The organism is Amycolatopsis kentuckyensis (assembly GCF_041679295.1).
GTDB lineage: Bacteria > Actinomycetota > Actinomycetes > Mycobacteriales > Pseudonocardiaceae > Amycolatopsis > Amycolatopsis kentuckyensis_A.
In genome coordinates this window covers 104,150-124,991 of the sequence record NZ_JBGDMD010000004.1, presented here as the reverse complement: position 1 = coordinate 124,991, position 20,842 = coordinate 104,150, and the positions used below count along the sequence as shown (strand labels likewise).

At 71.9% G+C, this 20,842-nt stretch carries 27 protein-coding genes; 16 read left to right on the top strand and 11 right to left on the bottom strand.

Annotated elements, in window-relative coordinates:
• Positions 1-7: 7 nt before the first annotated feature.
• On the bottom strand, positions 8-679 hold the full coding sequence (locus ACERZO_RS17325; RefSeq protein ID WP_372665696.1) for a TetR/AcrR family transcriptional regulator: 672 nt from the start codon (positions 677-679) through the stop codon (positions 8-10).
• 116 nt (positions 680-795) lie between these two features.
• Between ACERZO_RS17325 and ACERZO_RS17320 the strand changes: the two genes are divergently transcribed.
• The 6 genes from ACERZO_RS17320 (at position 796) to ACERZO_RS17295 (ending at position 6,646) form a co-directional block, all read left to right on the top strand.
• Complete coding sequence (locus ACERZO_RS17320) at positions 796-1,002, top strand: tautomerase family protein (protein ID WP_364464538.1); 207 nt, start codon at positions 796-798, stop codon at positions 1,000-1,002.
• Positions 1,003-1,093: 91 nt separating this feature from the next.
• A complete protein-coding gene (gene msrA, locus ACERZO_RS17315; RefSeq protein WP_372665695.1) occupies positions 1,094-1,609 on the top strand; it encodes a peptide-methionine (S)-S-oxide reductase MsrA in 516 nt (171 codons plus the stop codon).
• Positions 1,610-1,926: 317 nt separating this feature from the next.
• Entirely contained in the window at positions 1,927-4,212 is a 2,286-nt protein-coding gene (locus ACERZO_RS17310; RefSeq protein WP_372665694.1) for a M4 family metallopeptidase, read from the top strand.
• Positions 4,213-4,286: 74 nt separating this feature from the next.
• A complete protein-coding gene (locus tag ACERZO_RS17305) occupies positions 4,287-4,796 on the top strand; it encodes an OsmC family protein (protein WP_372665693.1) in 510 nt (169 codons plus the stop codon).
• Positions 4,797-4,877: 81 nt separating this feature from the next.
• Complete coding sequence (locus ACERZO_RS17300; RefSeq protein WP_372665692.1) at positions 4,878-5,846, top strand: ATP-binding cassette domain-containing protein; 969 nt, start codon at positions 4,878-4,880, stop codon at positions 5,844-5,846.
• Entirely contained in the window at positions 5,843-6,646 is an 804-nt protein-coding gene (locus ACERZO_RS17295) for an ABC transporter permease (RefSeq protein ID WP_372665691.1), read from the top strand. The genes ACERZO_RS17300 and ACERZO_RS17295 overlap by 4 nt, the downstream gene beginning before the upstream one ends.
• Positions 6,647-6,671: 25 nt before the next feature.
• Here ACERZO_RS17295 and ACERZO_RS17290 read toward each other — a convergent pair whose 3' ends face one another.
• Both ACERZO_RS17290 and ACERZO_RS17285 read right to left on the bottom strand, forming a co-directional pair.
• Entirely contained in the window at positions 6,672-7,103 is a 432-nt protein-coding gene (locus ACERZO_RS17290) for a nitroreductase/quinone reductase family protein (protein ID WP_372665690.1), read from the bottom strand.
• On the bottom strand, positions 7,100-7,639 hold the full coding sequence (locus tag ACERZO_RS17285; RefSeq protein WP_086682824.1) for a DUF6069 family protein: 540 nt from the start codon (positions 7,637-7,639) through the stop codon (positions 7,100-7,102). Before ACERZO_RS17285 ends, ACERZO_RS17290 begins: the two co-directional genes overlap by 4 nt.
• Positions 7,640-7,741: 102 nt before the next feature.
• Between ACERZO_RS17285 and ACERZO_RS17280 the strand changes: the two genes are divergently transcribed.
• The 6 genes from ACERZO_RS17280 (at position 7,742) to ACERZO_RS17255 (ending at position 12,712) form a co-directional block, all read left to right on the top strand.
• Entirely contained in the window at positions 7,742-8,701 is a 960-nt protein-coding gene (locus ACERZO_RS17280; RefSeq protein ID WP_372665689.1) for an SDR family NAD(P)-dependent oxidoreductase, read from the top strand.
• A gap of 11 nt (positions 8,702-8,712) precedes the next feature.
• Positions 8,713-10,230 (top strand): serine/threonine-protein kinase, encoded by a 1,518-nt coding sequence (locus tag ACERZO_RS17275; RefSeq protein ID WP_372665688.1) that lies wholly within the window; start codon positions 8,713-8,715, stop codon positions 10,228-10,230.
• A gap of 197 nt (positions 10,231-10,427) precedes the next feature.
• Positions 10,428-10,739 carry a hypothetical protein gene (locus tag ACERZO_RS17270; protein ID WP_372665687.1) on the top strand — a complete coding sequence of 104 codons (312 nt, stop codon included), beginning with the start codon at positions 10,428-10,430 and terminating at the stop codon, positions 10,737-10,739.
• Between the two features lie 113 nt (positions 10,740-10,852).
• Complete coding sequence (locus ACERZO_RS17265) at positions 10,853-11,983, top strand: C1 family peptidase (RefSeq protein ID WP_372665686.1); 1,131 nt, start codon at positions 10,853-10,855, stop codon at positions 11,981-11,983.
• 10 nt (positions 11,984-11,993) lie between these two features.
• Positions 11,994-12,407, top strand: a complete 414-nt coding sequence (locus ACERZO_RS17260; RefSeq protein ID WP_372665685.1) for a hypothetical protein — start codon at positions 11,994-11,996, stop codon at positions 12,405-12,407.
• Entirely contained in the window at positions 12,404-12,712 is a 309-nt protein-coding gene (locus tag ACERZO_RS17255; protein WP_372665684.1) for a protease inhibitor I42 family protein, read from the top strand. Before ACERZO_RS17260 ends, ACERZO_RS17255 begins: the two co-directional genes overlap by 4 nt.
• Positions 12,713-12,720: 8 nt before the next feature.
• Here ACERZO_RS17255 and ACERZO_RS17250 read toward each other — a convergent pair whose 3' ends face one another.
• Positions 12,721-13,044, bottom strand: coding sequence for an STAS domain-containing protein (locus ACERZO_RS17250; RefSeq protein ID WP_372665683.1), 324 nt, complete (start codon positions 13,042-13,044; stop codon positions 12,721-12,723).
• 174 nt (positions 13,045-13,218) lie between these two features.
• Between ACERZO_RS17250 and ACERZO_RS17245 the strand changes: the two genes are divergently transcribed.
• From ACERZO_RS17245 to ACERZO_RS17235, 3 genes are all read left to right on the top strand, one after another.
• The gene (locus ACERZO_RS17245; protein ID WP_372665682.1) at positions 13,219-13,827 is read left to right on the top strand and encodes an HAD family hydrolase; all 609 of its coding nucleotides are present in this window, start codon (positions 13,219-13,221) and stop codon (positions 13,825-13,827) included.
• A gap of 87 nt (positions 13,828-13,914) precedes the next feature.
• Positions 13,915-15,120, top strand: coding sequence for a glycosyltransferase (locus tag ACERZO_RS17240; RefSeq protein WP_372665681.1), 1,206 nt, complete (start codon positions 13,915-13,917; stop codon positions 15,118-15,120).
• A 64-nt stretch (positions 15,121-15,184) separates the two neighbouring features.
• Positions 15,185-15,478: a putative quinol monooxygenase gene (locus ACERZO_RS17235; RefSeq protein ID WP_372665680.1), complete on the top strand. Its 294-nt coding sequence runs from the start codon at positions 15,185-15,187 to the stop codon at positions 15,476-15,478.
• A gap of 24 nt (positions 15,479-15,502) precedes the next feature.
• Here the strand turns inward: ACERZO_RS17235 and ACERZO_RS17230 are convergent, their stop codons facing one another.
• Both ACERZO_RS17230 and ACERZO_RS17225 read right to left on the bottom strand, forming a co-directional pair.
• Positions 15,503-15,988, bottom strand: coding sequence for a GNAT family N-acetyltransferase (locus ACERZO_RS17230; RefSeq protein ID WP_372665679.1), 486 nt, complete (start codon positions 15,986-15,988; stop codon positions 15,503-15,505).
• The gene (locus tag ACERZO_RS17225) at positions 15,985-16,722 is read right to left on the bottom strand and encodes an SIR2 family NAD-dependent protein deacylase (RefSeq protein WP_372665678.1); all 738 of its coding nucleotides are present in this window, start codon (positions 16,720-16,722) and stop codon (positions 15,985-15,987) included. Before ACERZO_RS17225 ends, ACERZO_RS17230 begins: the two co-directional genes overlap by 4 nt.
• A gap of 109 nt (positions 16,723-16,831) precedes the next feature.
• Between ACERZO_RS17225 and ACERZO_RS17220 the strand changes: the two genes are divergently transcribed.
• The gene (locus tag ACERZO_RS17220) at positions 16,832-17,677 is read left to right on the top strand and encodes a hypothetical protein (protein WP_372665677.1); all 846 of its coding nucleotides are present in this window, start codon (positions 16,832-16,834) and stop codon (positions 17,675-17,677) included.
• Positions 17,678-17,680: 3 nt separating this feature from the next.
• Here ACERZO_RS17220 and ACERZO_RS17215 read toward each other — a convergent pair whose 3' ends face one another.
• The 5 genes from ACERZO_RS17215 to ACERZO_RS17195 are packed head-to-tail and all read right to left on the bottom strand — an operon-like array spanning position 17,681 to position 20,835.
• Entirely contained in the window at positions 17,681-17,875 is a 195-nt protein-coding gene (locus tag ACERZO_RS17215) for a ferredoxin (RefSeq protein WP_372665676.1), read from the bottom strand.
• Positions 17,872-19,002, bottom strand: a complete 1,131-nt coding sequence (locus ACERZO_RS17210; RefSeq protein ID WP_372665675.1) for an NADH-ubiquinone oxidoreductase-F iron-sulfur binding region domain-containing protein — start codon at positions 19,000-19,002, stop codon at positions 17,872-17,874. The genes ACERZO_RS17215 and ACERZO_RS17210 overlap by 4 nt, the downstream gene beginning before the upstream one ends.
• Entirely contained in the window at positions 18,999-19,556 is a 558-nt protein-coding gene (locus tag ACERZO_RS17205) for a ferric reductase-like transmembrane domain-containing protein (protein WP_372665674.1), read from the bottom strand. The genes ACERZO_RS17210 and ACERZO_RS17205 overlap by 4 nt, the downstream gene beginning before the upstream one ends.
• Positions 19,556-20,593: an FAD:protein FMN transferase gene (locus tag ACERZO_RS17200; protein WP_372665673.1), complete on the bottom strand. Its 1,038-nt coding sequence runs from the start codon at positions 20,591-20,593 to the stop codon at positions 19,556-19,558. The genes ACERZO_RS17205 and ACERZO_RS17200 overlap by 1 nt, the downstream gene beginning before the upstream one ends.
• Positions 20,590-20,835: a hypothetical protein gene (locus ACERZO_RS17195; protein ID WP_372665672.1), complete on the bottom strand. Its 246-nt coding sequence runs from the start codon at positions 20,833-20,835 to the stop codon at positions 20,590-20,592. The genes ACERZO_RS17200 and ACERZO_RS17195 overlap by 4 nt, the downstream gene beginning before the upstream one ends.
• Positions 20,836-20,842 lie beyond the last annotated feature (7 nt).

Here is a 20,842-nt window from a genome sequence, read left to right as displayed (position 1 = left end):
GTCCGGCTCAGCGTCCACTGTGGACGCTCAACCGCCCCAGCCACTCCCGCAGCATCGTCAGCTCGGCCGCGGACAACTGCGTCGTCCCGTCCAGCCTGGCCGCGAGCGTCGTCGCCGGCACGGCCACCCCGTCCGGTTCCGGTGAACCCTCGGCGAGGACGCCGCCGAGCACGCTTTCGCGCACCCGCACGGAAAACTCCGGATCCGGGTACAGCTCCGGCCGGGTGACCATCGACAGCGCGACGCCCGCGTTGGCCGCCATCACCATCTGCGCGGCGAGCGCGGGCGGCACCTTCAGCCGCCCGGCCGCCGCGCAGCGCTCGAGGACCGCGAGCAGCAGCCCGTGCGCCTCGGCCGCCGCCCCCGGCGGGGTCGACAGGCCCGCGTACAGCACGCGGTAGTGGTTGGGGTGGGCCAGCGCGAACGCGACGTGGTTGTCCCAGCCGTCGCGCAGGTCGCGCACCGGGTCGTCGGACGGCTTCGCGGCCCGCTTGCCGGCCAGGTACGACTCGAAGGCGTGGTCGACGACGGCGGCGAGCAGGCCCTCCTTGTCGCCGAACTGCCGGTACAGCGCCGGCGCCCCGACCCCCGCGGCCTCGCAGACCGCCCGCGTGGAGAACTCGCCCGAGCGCGCCACCAGCTCGGCCGCCGCCTCCAGGATCCGCGTCCGCACGTCCACCGCGGCGACGCTACCAGCGGTTACCACCGATATCAAGACAAGGGTAGCGGCGATCCACAACCCGTGTTAGCGTCGATGTCGCCAAGTCGAGAACATCGATACCGAAGGACACGCCCATGCCGTTCGCCAACTTCAAGGTCCCCGCCGGCACCCTCACCGCCGAGCAGAAGGAGCAGCTCGTCACCCGCGCCACCGACCTCTACGCCGAGATCTACGGCGACCGCGCCCGCGCGAACACGATGGTGCTGGTCGAAGAGGTCGCCGACGGCGGCTGGGGCATCGGCGGCGAGGTGCTCACCCTGGCGAAGCTGCAGGCGGGGTGACGTCAGGCTTCCGTAACACTCCCGTGGAATCATCGGCTGACCACCGAAGTTGTACAGGTGGCAGCACCACACGAGGAGAAGGAGTGACGCCGTGACCACGTCAACCGAAAGGGCCGTCCTGGCCGGCGGCTGCTTCTGGGGCATGCAGGAGCTGTTCCGCCGTCAGCCCGGGGTGATCTCGACCCGGGTCGGTTACAGCGGCGGCGACGTCCCCAACGCGACCTACCGCAACCACGGCACGCACGCCGAGGCCATCGAGGTGGTCTACGACCCCGCGCAGACGACGTTCCGCGACCTGCTCGAGTTCTTCTTCCAGGTGCACGACCCGACGACGAAGAACCGCCAGGGCAACGACATCGGCCTGAGCTACCGGTCGGCGATCTTCTTCGAGAACGACGAGCAGAAGCGCGTCGCCGAGGACACCATCGCCGACGTCGACGCGTCCGGGCTGTGGCCGGGCAAGGTCGTCACCGAAGTCAGCCCCGTCGGCGACTTCTGGGAGGCCGAGCCGGAGCACCAGGACTACCTGCAGCGCATTCCGAACGGGTACACGTGCCACTTCGTGCGCCCGGGCTGGAAGCTCCCGAAGCGCGAGACGACCGCCTGACACAGTCGTACCAAGAAGGCCCCCTCGCCGACCCCCGGCGAGGGGGCCTTCGCCGTTCGGACGCGAGGAAGATCACCCGAACGGCGGTGATCCCCGATCGGTCCTGAATGGACAGCCGGGGAAACACATCCCAATGGCGGGAAATGTCCTTTTTGGGAAGTATTGCGGTCGATAGATAAGTCCGTACGTTAGTCGCTTGTTCACGAGGCTCCGGCACCGGATTCTGATTTTCGTTCCACAGCACCACCTCTCGTCCCCTTGATCCGGCCCGGCCTCGACCCCGGGCCTGGTTCACCCTGCCCGGAGGGAATTCCTCGATGGATCTGAGACGTCCTGTCGTCTTGGCAGCAACCGGCGTGCTCGTCGGCGCGCTGTGCATCACCGGCACCGCACAGGCACAACCCACCCCGAACGCCTCCCCGGACGCCGCCCCGAGCGCCGTGGCCCAGGCCGCGACCGCGGCCGCCGGCCTGGTGGCGAGCAGGCCCGCCGCGCTGCACGCCAGCGCGGACGACGTTTTCCTGGCCCAGAAAGCGATTTCCGCCACCAACGGGCTGCAGTACATCCCGTACGAGCGCAGCTACAAGGGCCTCCCGGTCGTCGGCGGCGACTTCGTGGTCGCGACGAACTCGACGGGCCAGGTGCTCGGCACCTCCGTCGCGCAGGACCAGACGATCAACGTCGCCACGACGGGCGCGAAGGTGACGAAGGCGGCGGCCGAGGCGACCGCGCGGCAGCAGCTGTCCGCCGTGGACAGCGCGAGCCCCGCCGAGCAGGTCGTGTACGCGCTCGGTACGCCGGCGCTGGCGTGGAAGAGCACCGTCGTCGGCCGCGACGCCGAAGGCCCGAGCCGGCTCGACGTCATCGTCGACGCCGCCACCGGCAAGGTGCTCAAGACCCAAGAGCACGTGATGAACGGTGACGGCACCAGCGCGTGGAACCGGCCGAACCCGGTGCACCTCGACACCACGCAGTCCGGCAGCACGTACTCGCTGAAGGACCCGAACCACCCCACCGAGTCCTGCCAGGACGCGGCCAACAACACGACCTTCAGCGGTCCGGACGACGCGTGGGGCAACGGGAACGCGACCAGCCGCGAAACGGGCTGCGTCGACGCGCTCTTCGCCCTGCAGACCGAGAACAAGATGCTCTCGCAGTGGCTGGGCCGCAACAGCTTCGACGGCAACGGCGGCGGCTGGCCGGTCCGGGTCGGCCTGAACGACCAGAACGCCTACTACGACGGCACCCAGGTCCAGATCGGCAAGAACACCAGCGGCCAGTGGATCGGCTCGATCGACGTCGTGGCGCACGAGCACGGCCACGGCATCGACGACCACACCCCGGGCGGCATTTCCGGCGCGGGCACGCAGGAGTTCGTCGCGGACGTCTTCGGCGCCTCGACCGAGTGGTTCGCCAACGAGCCCTCGGGCGGCGACGTGCCGGACTTCCTCGTCGGCGAGACGGTCAACCTCGTCGGCTCCGGCCCGATCCGCAACATGTACAACCCGTCGGCGCTGGGCGACAAGAACTGCTACGACAGCTCCGTCCCCAACGGTGAGGTGCACGCGGCCGCCGGCCCCGGCAACCACTGGTTCTACCTGCTGGCCGAAGGCACCAACCCGACCAACGGCCAGCCGACCAGCACCACGTGCAACAACACCTCGATCACCGGCATCGGGGTCCAGAACGCGGTGAAGATCTTCTACAACGCGATGCTGCTCAAGACCTCCAGCAGCTCGTACCTGAAGTACCGCACCTGGACGCTGACCGCGGCGAAGAACCTGTTCCCGGGCAGCTGCACCGAGTTCAACACCGTCAAGGCGGCGTGGGACGCGATCTCCGTGCCGGCGCAGTCGGCCGACCCGACCTGCTCGGCGACCGGCACCGTCACCGTGTCCAACCCGGGCAACCAGTCCACCGTGACCGGCGCCTCGGTCAGCCTCCCGCTTTCGGCGAGCGGCGGCACGGCGCCGTACACCTGGTCGGCCTCCGGCCTCCCGGCCGGCCTGTCGATCAACTCCTCCACCGGCACGATCTCGGGCACCGCGACCACCGCGGGCACCTCGAACGTGACGGTGACGGCGACCGACAGCGCCAGCCACAGCGGCACGGCGTCGTTCAGCTGGACCGTCGGCACCACCGGCGGCTGCTCCGGCCAGAAGATCGTCAACGGCGGGTTCGAGTCGGGCAGCGGCAGCTGGACCGGCACCACCGGCTCGATCGGCCAGTGGGGTTCGCAGGGTGAGGCCGCGCACGGCGGCACCTACTCGTCCTGGCTCGACGGGTACGGCTCGACGCACACCGAGTCGATCGCCCAGTCGGTGAGCATCCCGGCCGGCTGCCACGCCAGCCTGACGTTCTACCTGCACATCGACACCGCGGAAACGACCACCACGACCGCCTACGACAAGCTGACCGTCACCAACGGCAGCGCGACGCTGGGCAGCTACTCCAACCTGAACAAGGCTTCCGGGTACGCCCTCAAGACGATCGACGTCTCGTCGGCCGCCGGCGGCACCCTGGCGCTGAAGTTCACCGGCACCGAGGACAGCTCGCTGCAGACCTCGTTCGTCATCGACGACGTGGCTGTCACCCTGAGCTGAAGCTGAACCGCTGAAGCGGGGAGACCGGGTTCCCGGTCTCCCCGCTTCTTCGTTTCCCGGGGCAGAATCCCCCCATGGACACCGAAGAGCTGCGCGCGACCCAGGCCCCGCTGAAGGACAAGTACCGCGAGCAGCCGGAGAGCGCGCTCGTCACGCTGCACGCCGACGCCGAGCTCGACGCCCTCGGGATCTCCTGCAAGGTGGAGACCGGCCGCGCGATCGTCGAAGCGGGCTTGCACCCGGCCACGGGTGGCGACGGCAGCCTCGCCTGTTCGGGCGACATGCTGCTGGAAGCGCTCGCCGCGTGCGCCGGGGTGACGCTGCGGGCGGTCGCGACGTCGCTGGGGCTCGAGGTGCGCGGCGGCCGCGTGCGCGCCGAAGGAGACCTGGACTTCCGCGGCACGCTCGCCGTCGCCAAGGACGCGCCGGTGGGCTTCCGCGCGATCCGGCTGTCGTTCGCCTTGGACACCGACGCCTCCGAAGAGCAGCTCGCCACGCTGAAGAAGCTGACCGAGCGCTACTGCGTCGTCTTCCAGACGCTGCGGACGCCGCCGGAGTTCGCCGTCACGCTTTCGGCGAACTGACCCCGGCTCAGGGAGAAACCCGGAGGACAAACCGGACGCGCTTGGCCTAGCTTGGCGGGGTCACCGAGAGGGGAAACCGCCATGCCGGAACCGGACAGCGCCGTCCAGGTGCGCGGGCTCGTCAAAACCTACGGGTCGACCCGCGCGCTCGACGGCGTCGACCTCGACATCCCGGCCGGGCGCGTGCTCGGCCTGCTCGGCCCGAACGGCGCCGGGAAGACCACCACGGTCCGCATCCTGACGACGCTGCTGCGGCCGGATTCGGGGTCGGCGCACGTGGCCGGCTACGACGTCCTGGCCCAGCCCGACGAGGTGCGGCAGCGGATCGGGCTGTCCGGGCAGTACGCGGCCGTCGACGAGAACCTCACCGGGTTCGAGAACCTCTACATGGTCGGGCGGCTCTACGGACGCCGGAAGGCGGCGGCCCGCTCGCGCGCCCGGGAGCTGCTCGCGCGGTTCGCCCTCGAAGAGGCCGCCGACCGGCCGGCGAAGGGCTACTCGGGCGGCATGCGGCGGCGGCTCGACCTGGCCGGCGCGCTGGTCGCCGAACCGACCGTCGTCGTCCTCGACGAGCCGACCACCGGCCTCGACCCGGGTGGGCGGCTCGACACGTGGGGCGTCATCAAGGAGCTGGTCGCCGACGGCACGACCGTGCTGCTGACCACCCAGTACCTCGAAGAGGCCGACCAGCTGGCCGACTCGATCGTGGTGATCGACCACGGCCGGGTGATCGCGCGCGGCACGGCCGACGAGCTCAAGGCCCAGATCGGCGGCGAGCGGCTGGAGCTGGTCGTCGCCTCGCCCGCCGACCTGCCGGCGACGCTGGAGGTGCTGCGGGAGGTGGGCACAGGCGAGCCGTCCGGAGACGACCACACGCGGCGCGCGGAGATCCTCGTCGACACCGGCCCGAAGGCGCTCATCGAGGCGTTGCGCCGGCTCGACTCCCACGGCATCGCCGTCCAGGACGTCGCCCTGCACCGGCCGACCCTCGACGACGTCTTCCTGTCCCTGACCGGCCACGGCGCTTCGGCCGAGGAGGTGGCGAAGTGAACGCGCTCGCGAAGGGCATTTCCGACGGCGGCATCATCACGTGGCGCAACCTGATGAACGTCCGCCGCAACCCGGACTGGCTGATGGCGGCGACGCTGCAGCCGATCATGTTCGTGCTGCTGTTCGCGTACGTCTTCGGCAACGCGATCGGCGGCGAAGCGGGCGGCGCGGCGTATCGGGAGTTCCTCATCGCGGGGATCTTCGCCCAGACGGTGGCGTTCAACTCGGCGTTCACGGTCATCGGCTTCGCCAACGACCTGCAGAAGGGCATCATCGACCGGTTCCGCTCGCTGCCGATGTCCCGCATCGCGGTGGTCCTCGGCCGGACGACGTCCGACCTGGTGGTCAGCGTGGTGGCGCTGGTCGTGATGTCGGCGTGCGGGCTGATCGTGGGCTGGCGCATCCGCGGGAGCTTCTGGGACGCGCTGCTGGGCTACCTGGTGATGCTGATGTTCGCGTGGGCGTTGTCCTGGGTGGGCGCGCTGATCGGCCTCGCGGCGCGCAGTGTCGAAGTGGCGCAGAGCCTCGGGCTGATCTGGATGTTCCCGCTGAGCTTCATTTCCTCGGCGTTCGTCCCGACCCAGACGTTGCCGCCGTTCCTGAAGGCGATCGCGGACTGGAACCCGTTCGCGGCGGTGATCAACGCGACCCGGGACCTGTTCGGCAACCGCTTCGGCCCGGCGCAGACGGGCTGGCCGGCGGAGAACGCGGCGCTGTACGCGATCTTGTGCTGCGTGGCGATCATCGCGGTGTTCGCTCCCCTGGCGACGGCCAAGTACCGCCGGGTGGCGAGCAAGTAGACCGTCCGAAGAGGACTGGCTTCGGTCAGTCCTCTTCGGACAGCTCCACGATCGGGATCACCCGCTTCGCCTGCCGCGCCTTGGCCTGGTGGTCCGCCAAGAACGGGTAGTGCTTCTCCAGTTCGTTCCACATCCGCACGTAGTCCGCGCCCAGCAGCGGCAGCGCCTCCGCCGCGAACTCGCGGCCGTCCACCTCCACCTTCACCCGCGGGTCCTCCGCGAGGTTCAGGTACCAGCCCGGGTGCTTCGGCGCCCCGACGTTGGACGCCACGACCAGCAGCCGGTCGCCGTCGCGGTGGTACATCATCGGGACCGTGCGCGGTTTCCCGGATTTCCGGCCCGTCGTCGTGAGCAGCACCAGCCGCTCGCGGTGCATGCCCTCGACCTCGCCGCCCGCGCGGAACTGCTCGATCACGCGGCGGTTGGTCGCCCGCACGTCGGCGGTGTCCACGGTCACTGGTCGTAGTAGCGGGTCGGCGGGGGCTGCTGCTGTGGATATTGCCGGGTCGCCGGCGGCGGCGCGGCGCTCTGCCGGCGCCGGTGCAGCGTCCGGGCGCTGGCCGCCATGCTGTTCACGACCGCGGCGATGACGAGCCCGATGACGAGGTTGATCGCGGCCGTGGCGATCTTCGCGCTCGGCGCGACCGTCAACGTCAGCGGCAGCACCACCGCGATCAGCGTGACCAGCACCATGATCCAGCCGAAGAACTGGGACGGCGCCGGCGTCGCGACGCTCAGCAGGTGCATCAGCCCGGTGGCGAGCAGGGCCACCGCGGCGGCGACCAGCGCGTACGTCGTGGTGCTCGCGTTGCCCCAGACGCCCTCGCCTTTTGGGGCCAGCACTTCGACCTCGAACACGCCGCGCGCGATCAGCAACCCGACGACCGCGAGCAGGGCCGCGATCACCGCCGTCGCCACCCCGCCCGCCCACAGCCGGCGCGCGTCGATCCCCGGGCGGACGTCCTGGGGCTGGTTCCCGTAGTAGTCGGACATCAGAGCCTTCCTGGGTCGGCTGCCTCTCGCCCCCGATTGTCCCCTCTTTCGGCCGCGTCCGCGATTTGCGCTGGAGCGCGCTCCAGCTCGTAGCGTCGGGGCATGACCACCGCACAGCACAAGATCGGTTCGGGTTTCGGCGCCACCACCACGGCCGCCGAAGCCGTCGCAGGCGTCGACCTCACGGGCAAGCTCGCCGTCGTCACCGGCGGGTACTCCGGGATCGGCCTCGAGACCACCCGCGCGCTGACCGGCGCCGGCGCGCACGTCGTCGTCCCGGCCCGCCGTCGCGAGACCGCCGAGGAAGCCCTCGCCGGCTTCGAGAACGTCGAGGTCGACGAGCTGGACCTGGGCGATCTCGAAAGCGTCCGCGCCTTCGCCGAGCGCTTCCTCGCGACCGGACGGCGGATCGACCTCCTCATCGCCAACGCGGGTGTGATGGCCTGCCCGGAGACCCGCGTCGGCCCCGGCTGGGAAGCCCAGTTCGCCACCAACCATCTCGGCCACTTCACGCTGGTCAACCGCCTCTGGCCGGCCGTCGCCGACGGTGCTCGCGTCGTCTCCCTGTCCTCGCGTGGCCACCACTACTCGCCGATCCGCTGGGACGACGTCCAGTTCGAGCGCGGCTACGAGAAGTGGGCCGCCTACGGGCAGGCCAAGACGGCCAACGTGCTCTTCGCCGTCCGGCTGGACGAGCTGGGCGCCTCGCGAGGTGTGCGCGCGTTCGCGCTGCACCCCGGCGGCATCATGACGCCGCTGCAGCGGCACCTCCCGAAGGAGGAGATGATCGAGCGCGGCTGGATCGACGAGGCCGGCAACTACCTGGTGAAGTTCAAGACGCCGGAGCAGGGCGCCGCGACGACGGTCTGGGCCGCGACGTCACCGCAGCTCGCCGGGCTCGGCGGGCTGTACCTCGAGGACTGCGACGTCGCCGAGCTCGCTCCAGACGACGCCGAAGGCCTGGCCGAGTCGGGCGTCCGCCGGTACGCCGTCGACCGCGACGAGGCCCGTCGCCTGTGGACGCTGTCGGCGGAGCTGACCGGGATGGACGCTTTCGCGTGATCTTCTGACGTTTGCCCGTCACGGGATCGGGGTACATCGCGGCCGTGGCCGACGAAGCCGGCAGAACGGGGAACGCGCCGATGGGCGACGCGGACGACGTGACGTGTTCGCGCTTCGCACTCGGCGAGTTCACCGTCGCCCCGCGTTCCCTCGACGACTGTCCGCCCGGCTTGCTGGCCGGGCGGTACGAGGTCGGCAGGCTGGTCGGCAGCGGCGGCACGGCGCGGGTGTACCGCGCCTACGACCTGCAGCTGGAGCGCGAGGTCGCGGTCAAGATCTACGACCAGGGCGCCGTCGCGCTCGACCAGCGCCGCCGGCTGCGCGAGATGAGCATCCAGGGCAGCATCACCCACCCGGGCGTGGTGGCGCTGCTCGACAGCGGCACCGAAAGCGGCCGGACGTACCTGGTGATGCAGCTCGTCGAAGGCGAGAACCTGGCGGAGCGGCTGCTGGGCGGCCCGATGCCGGTGGCGGAGGTGACGGCGCTGGCCGACGGGCTGGCCGAGGCGCTGGCCCACGTGCACGCGCGGCGCGTCGTCCACCGGGACCTCAAGCCCGCCAACGTGTTCCTGTCCGCGGAAGGCCCGTTGATCGGCGACTTCGGCATCGCGCACGCGCTCGACACGACGCACATCACGGGCACGGGCGTGGTCCCCGGCACGGCGGCGTACCTGGCGCCGGAGCAGGTGAGCGGCGAGCGGGCGGGGCCGCCGGCGGACGTGTACGCGCTGGGGCTGATCCTGCTGGAGTGCGTGACGGGCCGGCGCGAGTACTCGGGCACGATGGTCGAGGCGGCGATGGCCCGGCTGACCCGGCCCCCGCGGATCCCGGAGGGGCTGCCGCCGTCGCTGGCGCACACGCTGCGCCGGATGACCCGCCGCGAACCGGCCGACCGCCCGACGGCGGCGGAGGTCCGCGAGCTGCTGCACGCCCCGGTCCCGACGCGACCGTGGCCCGCGGGACGGCTGGGCGAGGCGTTGAGACGCCACCGCGCGGCACCGGTCGCCGGCGGGACGCGCGAGCGGCTCGGGGCGTCCGCGAGCGGTACCCGCGCCGCCACTTCTGTCGCACCGGACTCCAGTGGCGGAATCAACGGCGGCTCGTCCACCCGAGCCGGCTCCTTCGATCCCACGTTGCGCGATGCCGGCGAGCCCGGCCCGCGGAAAATCCTCGCCGCAATCGGCATTTCGCCAACAAGCGAACCCGCGAACCGCCGCCGGTTCACCGCGGCCGCCGGGTTGACCGCCGCGGCCGTCGTCGCCGTTTCCACGCTCGTTCTCTCCTCTCCGGACTCCGGCACCACCAGCCCGGCCCAGCGGCCGGCGCCCAGCTCGCCCGCGCCCCCGTCCCCCACGCCCCTCGCCGCCTCCGGGACACCCGGTCCGGGCCCCCGCGCCACCGAGTCCGCCGAGCTCGAACCCGCCGCCGTGACCCACGACGACAAGCCGAAGCCCCCGAAGCCCGCCAACCCCCAACGCACCCGCAACCACGGCAAGGGCAAGGGGCCCGGGACCTCCGGCCGGGCGTGATCCGGGCCCAACGGCCCTAGTGCCGGAAAGCGGTCCGGAATAGCGCGGAATTGTTTTCCCGAATTCGGACTCGAACCAATAACGAGCCGTAACCGGAACCGGCCGCACCACGACACACACCACGTGTCCGCCCGGCTGCGTTCCGGCTGCGGCACTCCCGCCGGGAAACCCCGTACCCGACTCCTCGGAGGTCCTTGATGAGCGTCCACGCTGCCCTCGCGCGGCCGGTTTCCGGAACACCCCGCGGGCGGCACGCCAAGCCGCTGCCCGCGTGGCCGCGCGTCGTCGCCAGGACGCTCTTCCTCGCGTTCGGCCTGATCTCCGCCGGGGTGGTCGTCGTCGCCGGCTGGCCGCCCGTGCTGCTCGTCGTCCCCGCCGCCGTCCTCCTGCTGCTCGTCGCGAGCGTCGCGAAACTGCGGACCGCCGCCCGGAAGATCGATACGATCTTCGCCGAAGAACTGCCGCGGGAAACGAATACCGAAACCGGCGGCGGCATCGAGATCTCCTGACTTTCCGCGCCACAAAACTCACTGCTCGGCAAAGGGATGACAGCCCTGGTGACCTCGCCCGGCCCCGGCGTACAACGGGTCGGGCACAGCGCCACCGACTTTGGGGAGTCATCATGGCCGATCCCGCAACCCCCGCGTCGCCGGTCGAACTCGACCGGGTCCGCACCGAACTGGCCGCACAGGGCCATCCCTGGGTCATGGGCGAGAACTCCATGACCATTCTCGAAGAAGACCAGCGCCGCCACCGCCTGGGTGTGCCGCTCCCGCCGGAGAGCGACCGGCGGGACCTGGAATCGCAGGCGAAGTCGCTCGCCGCCGGGGAAGCCGGCCGCGCGGGCGCCGTGTCCGGTGCCGGCGCGCCCGCGCAGTTCGACAGCCGCAGCGCGGGCGGCGCGAACTACGTGACGCCGGTGAAGGACCAGGGTGACTGCGGCTCGTGCGTCTCCTTCGGCACGGTGGCCGCGATGGAGACGGTCGCCGCGTTCACCCGCGGCCAGCCGGGCCTCAAGCTCGACCTGTCCGAGGCGCACCTGTTCTACACCCACGGCGCGAACGACGGCGCGACCTGCGACACGGGCTGGATGCCCGACCGGGCCCTGAAGGCCTGCCACGACGTCGGCATCACCTACGAGGACTACTTCCCGTACAGCCCGCGCAACCGGTCGGGCGCCAAGCTGAACGCCGACTGGCCGAACCGGCTCGCGACCACGCCGTCGTACGCGGCGCTGACCGGCAACCCGGCCGCCATGAAGGAAAAGCTCGCCGCCTGCGGCGCGCTGATCGCGTGCTTCCTCGTGTACCAGGACTTCTTCTCGTACCGGACGGGCGTCTACCGCCACGTCACCGGCGCGCTGGCCGGCGGCCACTGCGTCACGCTCGTGGGTTACGACGACGCCCAGGGCTGCTGGATCGCGAAGAACAGCTGGAGCACCGGCTGGGGCGACGGCGGCTTCTTCCGGATCGCCTACGGCGAGTGCGGCATCGAGACCTGGCAGGTGGAGCAGGTCGGCTCGGTGAACCTGCGCTCGTGGACCGGCTCGACGTCGGTGCTCGGCCTGTGGAGCAACGACCAGGACCGCAACACCTGGGCGTACCTCAAGGACCTGGGCTGGCTGCACCTCGCGTCCGACGACGAGGTGGTCAACAAGGCGATGCTCACCGAGCTCGTCGTGGCGAAGCAGGGTGGCCGTCCGGTCAACGCGTTCAACAACAACGGCACGATCATCGAGACCTACGTCTTCTAGGAGCCGCGAGATGGCCGCATCGACCAGCCCGTCCGCCGCGCCCGCGGCGGTGGCACCCGGCGCCAGCCCGGACAACGCGCCCCAGCCCCTCACCCCCGACCAGCTGACCGCCGCGACGACGACCGTGACCACCGAGCCGAGCGTGGCCCCGGTGCTCAGCCCGCCGGGCGCGCCGCAGACGGCCGCCACGGCCGCGACCGCCACGGCCTGGCAGTCGAACAAGAAGGTGCTGGCGCTCTGGACCAACAACTCCGACCGCAACGGCTACGCCTACGTCGACGGCGTCGGCTGGAAGCGCCTCGCGACGAACAGCGACAGCGTCCACGAGGCACTGCTGGCCCTCGCCTCGTCGGGGCGGCTGGCCGGCTCGATCACCTACCCCGAGGCCACCGACGGGCTGGTCCACGAGATCTACCTCTGGTGAAGGTGCTCACGCTCGAAGCCGACGGCGCGGCGGCCGACGTCGCGCCCGGCGAGCGGCTGGAGCTGCGGCTGCCCGAGAACGCGGGCACCGGCTACCAGTGGGTGCTGGACGGTCCGGAGCCGCCGCTGCGGGTGGTCGAGGAGACTCGCCACCCGGCGACGGACCGGGCCGGCGCCACCGGCGAGCACCGGTTCGTCCTGCACGCGGACGCCCCGGGCGAGACGACGCTGGTGGCGCGCCACGCCCGCCCATGGGCGCCGGAGAACGAGCTGCGCCGGTTCCGGCTGACGGTCCGGGTCCGCTGACCCCGTCGTCAGCCGGCGTCCTGCCAGGGTTCGAAGCTGCGCAACAGCAGCCTGACCTGCGCCGGGTCCTTGATCTCGGCCTCGACGCCGCGCGGCATCGCGATGATCAGGTGCGTGTCCCGCGCCGCGCAGCCGGCCGCCGTCGCGGCCAGCACCGCTGCTCCGCCGCCGTCGACGGCCGTGGCCATCGTCAGGTCGACGACGAGCCGGCGGACCCCGGCGGCGAACGCGGCTTCGACCGCGCGGTGGTAGCCGGGGGCCAGGCCGCCGTCGAAAATCCCGTCGACGGACAGGATGACCTCGTCTTCGAGGAGAACGCTGCGAAGTGTCATCCCGACCTCCTGCCGACCGGGTTTTTCCCACCGGTCCGGGTTCTTCGTAAAAGGTTACGTCAGGCTCCCGTCCGAGTGCAGGCTGAGCGCGACCCGGTCCGGCGATTTTCCCTTTTGATCAACGAATAAGCGGTCGAAGGGCGCTCCGGGCGGACGTTCGTTTACCCTGAGCCGATGGCGGACGCGCTGATCATGGACCTCTTCGGGGTCTTCACCCGGTTCGACAACGACCTGGTGCCCGCTCGGCTCGCGAAGCACTGCGCGGAGCCCGAAGCCGCAGCCGCGCGCCTGGCGGGGGTGATGGCGCGGCGCGACGTCATCACCGGCCGCGTCACGCTGGCGGACCTCCACGAGCGGCTCGCGGCCGAGCACGGCTACGCCCGGCCGTACGCGGACTTCGAAGAGGCGTGGCTGACGCCCTATTCGGACCCGATGCCTGGGATGGCCGAGCTGGTCGCGCCGCTGGCCAAGCGGTACCGGCTGGTGCTGCTGTCCAATGTGGATGCCTACTACTGGCGGGTCGTCCGGGCGATGCAGCCGGAGCTGGGCCTGTTCGACGACGTGCTGCTCTCCTGCGACCTCGGCCTGGCCAAACCGGACCCGGAGATCTTCCGCCGGGCGAGCGAGACGGCCCTCGCGCCGCCGTCGCGGTGCCTGTTCGTCGACGACACCCGGGGGAACGTCGACGCGGCGGCCGCGCTGGGGTTCCGCACGCACTGGTTCCGGGACGTCACCGGTTTCCGGCTGGCGCTCATCGACGAAGGTTTCCCTCTCCCCATTTAAAGGTATAGCCGACCCCGGGGCTTGTGGCAAGGCCGGGGTCCGGGTCCACAATTCGGGCTCACCATTTTCTGCCGAGGGGATTCCTTCATGCGTGTGCTGCTGTCCACGATCGGCTCGCGGGGCGAGGTGCAGCCGGTGCTGGCGCTGGCCTCGGAGCTGAGAGCGCTCGGGCAGGACGTCCGCCTGTGCGTGCCGCCCGACTTCCGGGAGTGGCTCGACGAGCTGGGCTTCGACGTCGTGCCGATCGGCCCCGAACTGCGCGCGACCGCGCCGGCGCACCACGGCAAGCCGACGCCCGAGCGGATCCGGAAGTCCACTGAGGACACCGTCACGACCCAGTTCGAGACGATCTCCGTGGCCGCCGAGGGCTGTGACGTCCTCGTCGCCGGCGGGGCCCTGCAGTTCGCGACGCGCTCGATCGCCGAGCGGATGGGCGCCGCCTACGTCTACGCGAGTTTCTGCCCGATCACGTTGCCGTCGGACCTGCACGCGCCGCCGCCGATGCCGTGGCGGACACCCGGGGAAAAGGAAAACCGCGCTCTGTGGGAAGAAGACGCGCGGCGCTGGAACAGCTATTTCGGCGGCAAGGTCAACGAATACCGGGCAGCTGCCGGGCAGGCCCCCGTCGACGACCTGCCGGGCCACGTGTTCGGCGACCGGCCGTGGCTCGCCGCCGACGCCGCGCTGGCCCCGTGGCCCGAGCCGGGCGACCCGCGGATCGTCCAGACGGGCGCCTGGATCTGGCCGGACGAACGGCCGCTGCCGGACGACCTGCGCGAGTTCCTCGACGCGGGCGAGCCACCGGTGTACTTCGGGTTCGGCAGCATGCGCGCGCCCGGTGAGGTCGCCGAGGCCGCGCTCGTCGCGGCTCGGGCGCACGGGCGCCGCGCGGTCGTCGCCCGCGGGTGGGCGGACCTCGTCGCCGCCGACGCCCCGGACTGCCTCGGCATCGGCGAGGTCAACCAGCAGGCGTTGTTCCGGCGCGTGGCCGCGGTCGTCCACCACGGCGGCGCGGGCACGACGACGACGGCCGCCCGCGCCGGCGCGCCCCAGGTCGTGGTGCCGCAGATGTACGACCAGCACTACTTCGCGAGCCGGGTCCGATCGCTCGGCCTCGGCGCGGCGACCGACCCGGGCGTGCCGACGGCCGCATCGCTGACCTCGGCACTCGAGGTCGCCTTGCGGCCCGAGGTGACGACGCGGGCGAAGACGTTCTCGGCCCGGGTGCGCGGGGACGGCGCGAGCGTCGCGGCCCGTCACCTGCTGACGACGGTGCCGCTCGCGTCCGCCTGAGTGTCGGTTTCCCGGGGTGCCGTTCGTCGGTGTGGCGACCGGCACCCCGGGAAAGGACTCCCTCATGACCGTGATCATCGCCGGACCGGTGTACGTGGAGCCGGCCGACCGCGACCGGTTCGTCGCCGGCCACCGGATCGTCGTCGAGCAGGCGCGGCGGCACCCGGGCTGCCTCGACGTGTCGATCTCGCCCGACCCGGTCGAGCCGGGCCGGGTGAACATCTTCGAGTACTGGGAGTCGGCGGAGGTGCTCGACGCCTGGCGGGCGAAGGCGCCGCGACCGGCCGTGCGGCTGCCGTTCGAGGACGGCGGGGTCCGCAAGCACGTCGTCACCCGGACGAGCGGCCCCTTCGACTAGGTCAGCGCGGAGAAGTCCGGGCCGTCAGCGCAGGTCCAGCCACAGGATGCGCAGGCCGACGTCGCCGTGGTCGGGGTGGCGGAACGCGCCCGGCGCCGTGCCGAGCGTGACGAACCCCAGGCTCTCGTACAGCCGGATCGCCGCGGTGTTCACCTCGACGACCGCGTTGAACTGGATGGCCGCGAACCCGCTCCCCCGCGCCCAGGCGACCAGATCCGTGGCGAGCGCGCGGCCGACCCCGGTACCGCGTGCCTCCTTCGCGACCATCAAGCTGCCGGACGCGACGTGCCTCCCGGGCCCGGGCCGGTTGGCGTACATGTTCGCGGTGCCCGTCACCCGCTCCCCGTCGACGGCGACCACCACCCGGGCCGGCGGTTCCAGCAGCCAGAGCCGCCGGGCCTCGGGTTCGGTCATCGCGGGGTCGTAGGCGAACGTCCGCTGCTCGGTGACGACGTCGTGCACGATCGGCCAGATCCGCGGCCAGTCGCTGTCGAGGGCCTCGCGGATCACGCGCGGACCGCCGCGCAGAGTTCCGGTACCACCGTCTCGATGTCGTCGCGCAGCACGAAGGCGGCGTCCTCGTCGTACGGCGTGGGCTGGCGGTTGACGACGACGAGCGTCGCCCCGGCTTCCACGGCGACGGTGCACAGCGACGCGGCCGGCTCCACCTGCAACGAGCTCCCGACGGCCAGGAACACCTCGCTCGCCGCGGCGACGTTCCGCGCGCGCCCGAGGACGTCGCCGTCCAGCCTCTGTCCGAAAAGGACGACGTCGAGCTGCAGGATGCCGCCGCACTGCGGGCAATGCGGATCGTCGTCGCCGCGCTCCAGCACTTCGGTGGTCGGGAACCGGGCCGCGCAGCCGGTGCAGCGCGTGGTGTGCATGCTGCCGTGCAGTTCGAGGACCTTCCGCGCGGCGAGGCCGGCTTTCTGGTGCAGGCCATCGACGTTCTGGGTGAGCACCCGCACGGCGGTACCGTCGCCATCCAGGTCGGCCAGAGCGCGGTGGGCGGCGTTCGGCTCGGCGTGCCAGGCCGCGTGACCGCGGTAGCTGCGCCAGAATTCCCGGCGTGTTTCGGCATCGGCCATGAAGTTCTCGAGGGTGAAGGCGTTGACGGCGGAGGGCGAGCGCGTCCAGACGCCGTCGGGGCCGCGGTAGTCGGGAATGCCGGACGCGGTGGAGATCCCGGCCCCGGTGAGCACGCCGACGAGCCGGGCACCGCGGATCCGGTCGATGAGCTTCATGGAGCGGAGGGTAACGACCACCGAGCGCGTCGACGACCTGTTTTCCCGGCCCGATGTCACACGACAGCCCCTTGCGGCGACTCACAGGGCGTTGAGGGAGGTGGGTCCCATGAACCCCGTGTTGATCGGTGGGCTCGCGACGGCAGTGGTTTCCCTGACCGGGATCTGGATCAGCCGCGTCACGAACCGGCAGGCGGAGCGCCGCCTGCGCCAAGACCACGCCGATGAAGTGTCGCGGCTGAAGCTCGACGCGGCGATGCGCGCCGGGGAACTTTTCTCCACCAAGGAGAACGCGCCCGCCGATCCCGCGGCGATCGCCTCCGGGCTGCTCGCGCTCACCAAGCTCGACAACGCCGAACTCGCGGTCGCGCTCCTGGTGAACCTGTGGTCCGGCGGGCCGGAACCGCGGGTCGCCCACGAGACCGCGGTGCTGGTCGTCGACGCCGCGCTGAAGTCGACCGGCAACGCACAGCTCGTCGCCGCCGAACTGCTGTGCCGGAACGCGCACCGCCTGAACCCGTGCCAGTCGCTGCACTGGCCGAGTTCCATCGACGGCGGCTGGAACCCGGGATTCGGCCCGAAGACGAAGCTGCTCCTGATCGACGCGCTGATTCGACTGACCCTCGCCCACGAAAGCTGCGAGGACGCGCTGCGGTCAGTCGCCGTCCGGCTCTACGGGGTCTGGCGCGGGGACGAGACCCCGCGGGTCCGGGGGTGCGTCGGCCGTCTGATCGGCGCCGTGGTCCCGGCCCTGCGGCGGCTCGGGTACACCGACTTCATGCAGGGCAGCCAGACCGTGCACCTGAGCGAACTGGAAGCCGCCGCGGCGAGCGGGACCAAGAACCCGGACGGCTACTTGGACCGCCTGGTTGACGAAAGCTGCAAGAAACTGCACGCCTGGGCGAGGGTCTGCGAGCACCCCGATTCCTCGGGCTGCCTCGCCAACGCCGTCTGACGGTCAGTCCTTCCGCAGCCGCAACGCCAGCGCCGGGCAGGCTGCCGCCGCTCGGCGGGCCTCCGCCACCGACCCCGGCGGTAGCGGCCCCGACTCCACCACCGGATAACCCCACTCGTCGAGCCGGACGGCCTCCGGCAGCAGATCGGCGCACAACCCGTGCCCGCGGCACCCGATCGGGTCCACTGTCACCCTCACGCGACACGCTCCAGGATCCGGCACCGGCCGCCGGCCGCATGCGCCACGACGTCGGCGTCGAACACCCGCAGCGCGCTCGCCGCGAGGCGGGCCGCGCCGTCCGGGTGCGCGCACGCCCCGCGACCGGTCAGCAGCGGCAGCCGGCGGGCCAGCCGGGCCGGCGCGGGACCGCCGCGGAGCAGGTCCGCGAAGTCCGCCGCGATCGCCGGGAGGCCGAACATGCACGGCCCGCACTGCCGGGCCGACTCCGCCGCCAGGAACTCCAGCACCTTCGCCGTGTACTCGAGCCCGCACGCCCGCGCCGGAAGCGCATACACCGCCGAGATGCCCGAAAGCCCGGACCGGAAGTCCGCCGTCCACGCCCCGCCGTAGCCGCCGACCAGCACCGCCTGCACCCGCGAGGACTCGCCGCCCGCCGCCGCCAGCACCGCGGACAACGACGCTCCCGCCGCCACCTCCACGACCCCCGGCCGCCGGACCGCGCCCGTCACCGTCACCAGATCGGCTCGCGCCGCGCGGTAGTGCTGCGGACCCTGCAGGACCACCAAGGCCAGCTGCGCCAACGTGTCGACGTTGGCCACGAGCGTCGGCCGGCCGCGCACCCCGCGTTCGGCGGGCCGCGGCGACTTGCCGAGCGGCCGCGCGTCCCCGGACGTCAGGTGGTGGACGAGCGCGCTCTCCTCGCTGGCGACGTACCGGCGCGGGACCTCCTCGACGCGCACCGGCACGCGGTCGTCGCGTTCGGCGAGCGCCGCCAGGACGCTCGGCAGCACCGGACTCCCCCGGTGTACACAAAGGATGGTCTCGCCGGCGCCGACGGCGTGCGCGGCGAGTTGCAAGCCATCCAGCACCAGGTGCGGCGACAGCGTGAGCAGCGCGGCGTCCTTGTGGCTGAGCGGGTCGCCTTCGCACCCGTTCGCGACGACGATCGAGCGCGGTTTCCGGGCCGCGCGCAGCTTGCGCGCGGTCGGGAAGCCCGCGCCGCCGCGGCCGCGCAGGTCCGCCGCGGCGACGGCCTCGATCAGCCGGTCGCGGCCGTCTTCGCCGTGGTAGGCGACCCACGGCACGACGCCGTTGCGCCGCCGGTGGCCGGCCAGATCGAGGCGGTGGGGCGGGAGGATGGTCATCGGGTGCCTCCGAGCGGCGAGAGCTTGCGGGTCGCGGTGTCGGCGTCCTGCCGGGTGGCGCGGTAGGCGACGGCGCCGAGCACGGCCAGCACGCACAGCACGTCGAGGGCGACGATCCAGCCGTACGCGGCGTCGTCTTCGGCCATGCCGAAGCCGTGCGCCAGCGCGACGGGCCAGCAGAGGTAGGCCAGCCAGTGCACGGCGCGCCAGGCCCGCGCCGGGATGCGCGTGCGCAGCAGGCTGGTGACGACGATCGCGAGCAGCAGGTCGACGGCGACGGCACCGAGGCCGACCCACAGCGGCCGGTAGTCCGAGCCGAACGGGACGAGCACGTCGAGCCAGCTCAGCGAGACGTAGCCGTCGAGGATCGCCGACGCGATGTGCGCGACGAGGAACGCGAGACTGGTCAGCGCGAGGTTCCGGTGCACGGCGGCGACGGTGAACCGCGGCCACGCCCGCGTCGCGAACCGGCCGGCGCCGAGCGCGCCGAGGACGACGACCGCGGTGAAGAGGATGAGCGAGACGAGACCGGTCCCGCGGCTGAAGTACCACATCAGGCGGCTTTCCTTTCGCCGGGCCAACCGGGCGTCATGACGACGTCGCCGCCGACGCCGACGAGCCGCGCGGGCAGCCGTCGTGCTTCGAGCCAGCCGGGAGCTTCGGCGCCGAGGACGACGGCGGCGGTGCTCGCGGTGTTGGCGTCCACAGTGGACTTCGCGGCGACGGTGACGGTGCGCCACCGCGGTTCGGCGGCGTCCCCGGTGCGCGGGTCGACGATGTGGTGCACGGTCCGGCCGCCGTGCCGCCACCGCCGCCGGGTGGTCCCGGAGCTGGCGAGGGCGAAATCCCGGTGCAGGGCGACGGTGGTGTCGGGCCGGAGGACGGCCTCGGCGTGGTCGTCGCCGAGCGCGATCTGCCAGCCGCCGGCGGGTTCCGGCCCGGCGGTGCGCAGGTCTCCGCCGAGGTTGACGAGGACCCCGCAGCCGAGCGCGGCGTGGATCCGCCGGGCGGCGCGGTCGGCGGCGAGGGCTTTGGCGGTGGCGCCGAGGTCGAGGTGGACGCCGCGGGGAAGGACGACGAGGCGCTGCCCGGGGTCGAAGAGCACGCGGTGCCAGCCCGGCGCGGGAATCGGTTCCGGCGCACGCTCGCTTCCGGTCGTGGCAGCGCAGCCGGCCCGCCGGCCGAATCCGTCCCGGCCAAAGGTCTTGAATGAGTCATTCAGGTCCTCGGAGGTCCTGAATGACTCATTCAAGACCGGCGCGCCATCGGTGATCTGGGCGAAGTCGCGGTCGTAACCCAGCGCCCGGACCGCCGCCCCGACCGTCGGATCGACCAACCCGTCCGTCAACCGGGCCGCGCGCAACGCCGCTCCCAGCGCCTCCGCCAGCAACGCCCCCACCCGGACCTGCCGCCCCGCCGTCTCGTGCAGCCGTGAGATCTCCGAATCCGCCCGGAACCGGCTGCACGCCAGGTCGATCGCGGCCAGCTCCGCCGAAAGCAGATCCACCGCCGCGCCGAGCCGGCCGGGGTCGGTGACCAGCACCTCCGCCGTCGTGCCCAGGGCCGGGAACGCGCGAGCCGCCGTCGTCACGACGCACCCGAGCCCGTGTGCGCGCTGCCCGAACCCGAGCTCAGCCCGCTGTCCGACGACTGCAGCTGGTCCTGGGAACCGGTCGAAGTGGAGGTGGTGGTCGAGGTGGCAGCCGTCGAGAGGCCGAAGCCGATCGCGCCCGCAGTGGCGGCGCCCAGCACCGCCACCGTGGCCGTGACCAGCGCGACCTTGCGGCGGCCGTGCTCGCGGCGGGCCGCGCCGCCGGTCGTGTAGGGGTCCATGACACCG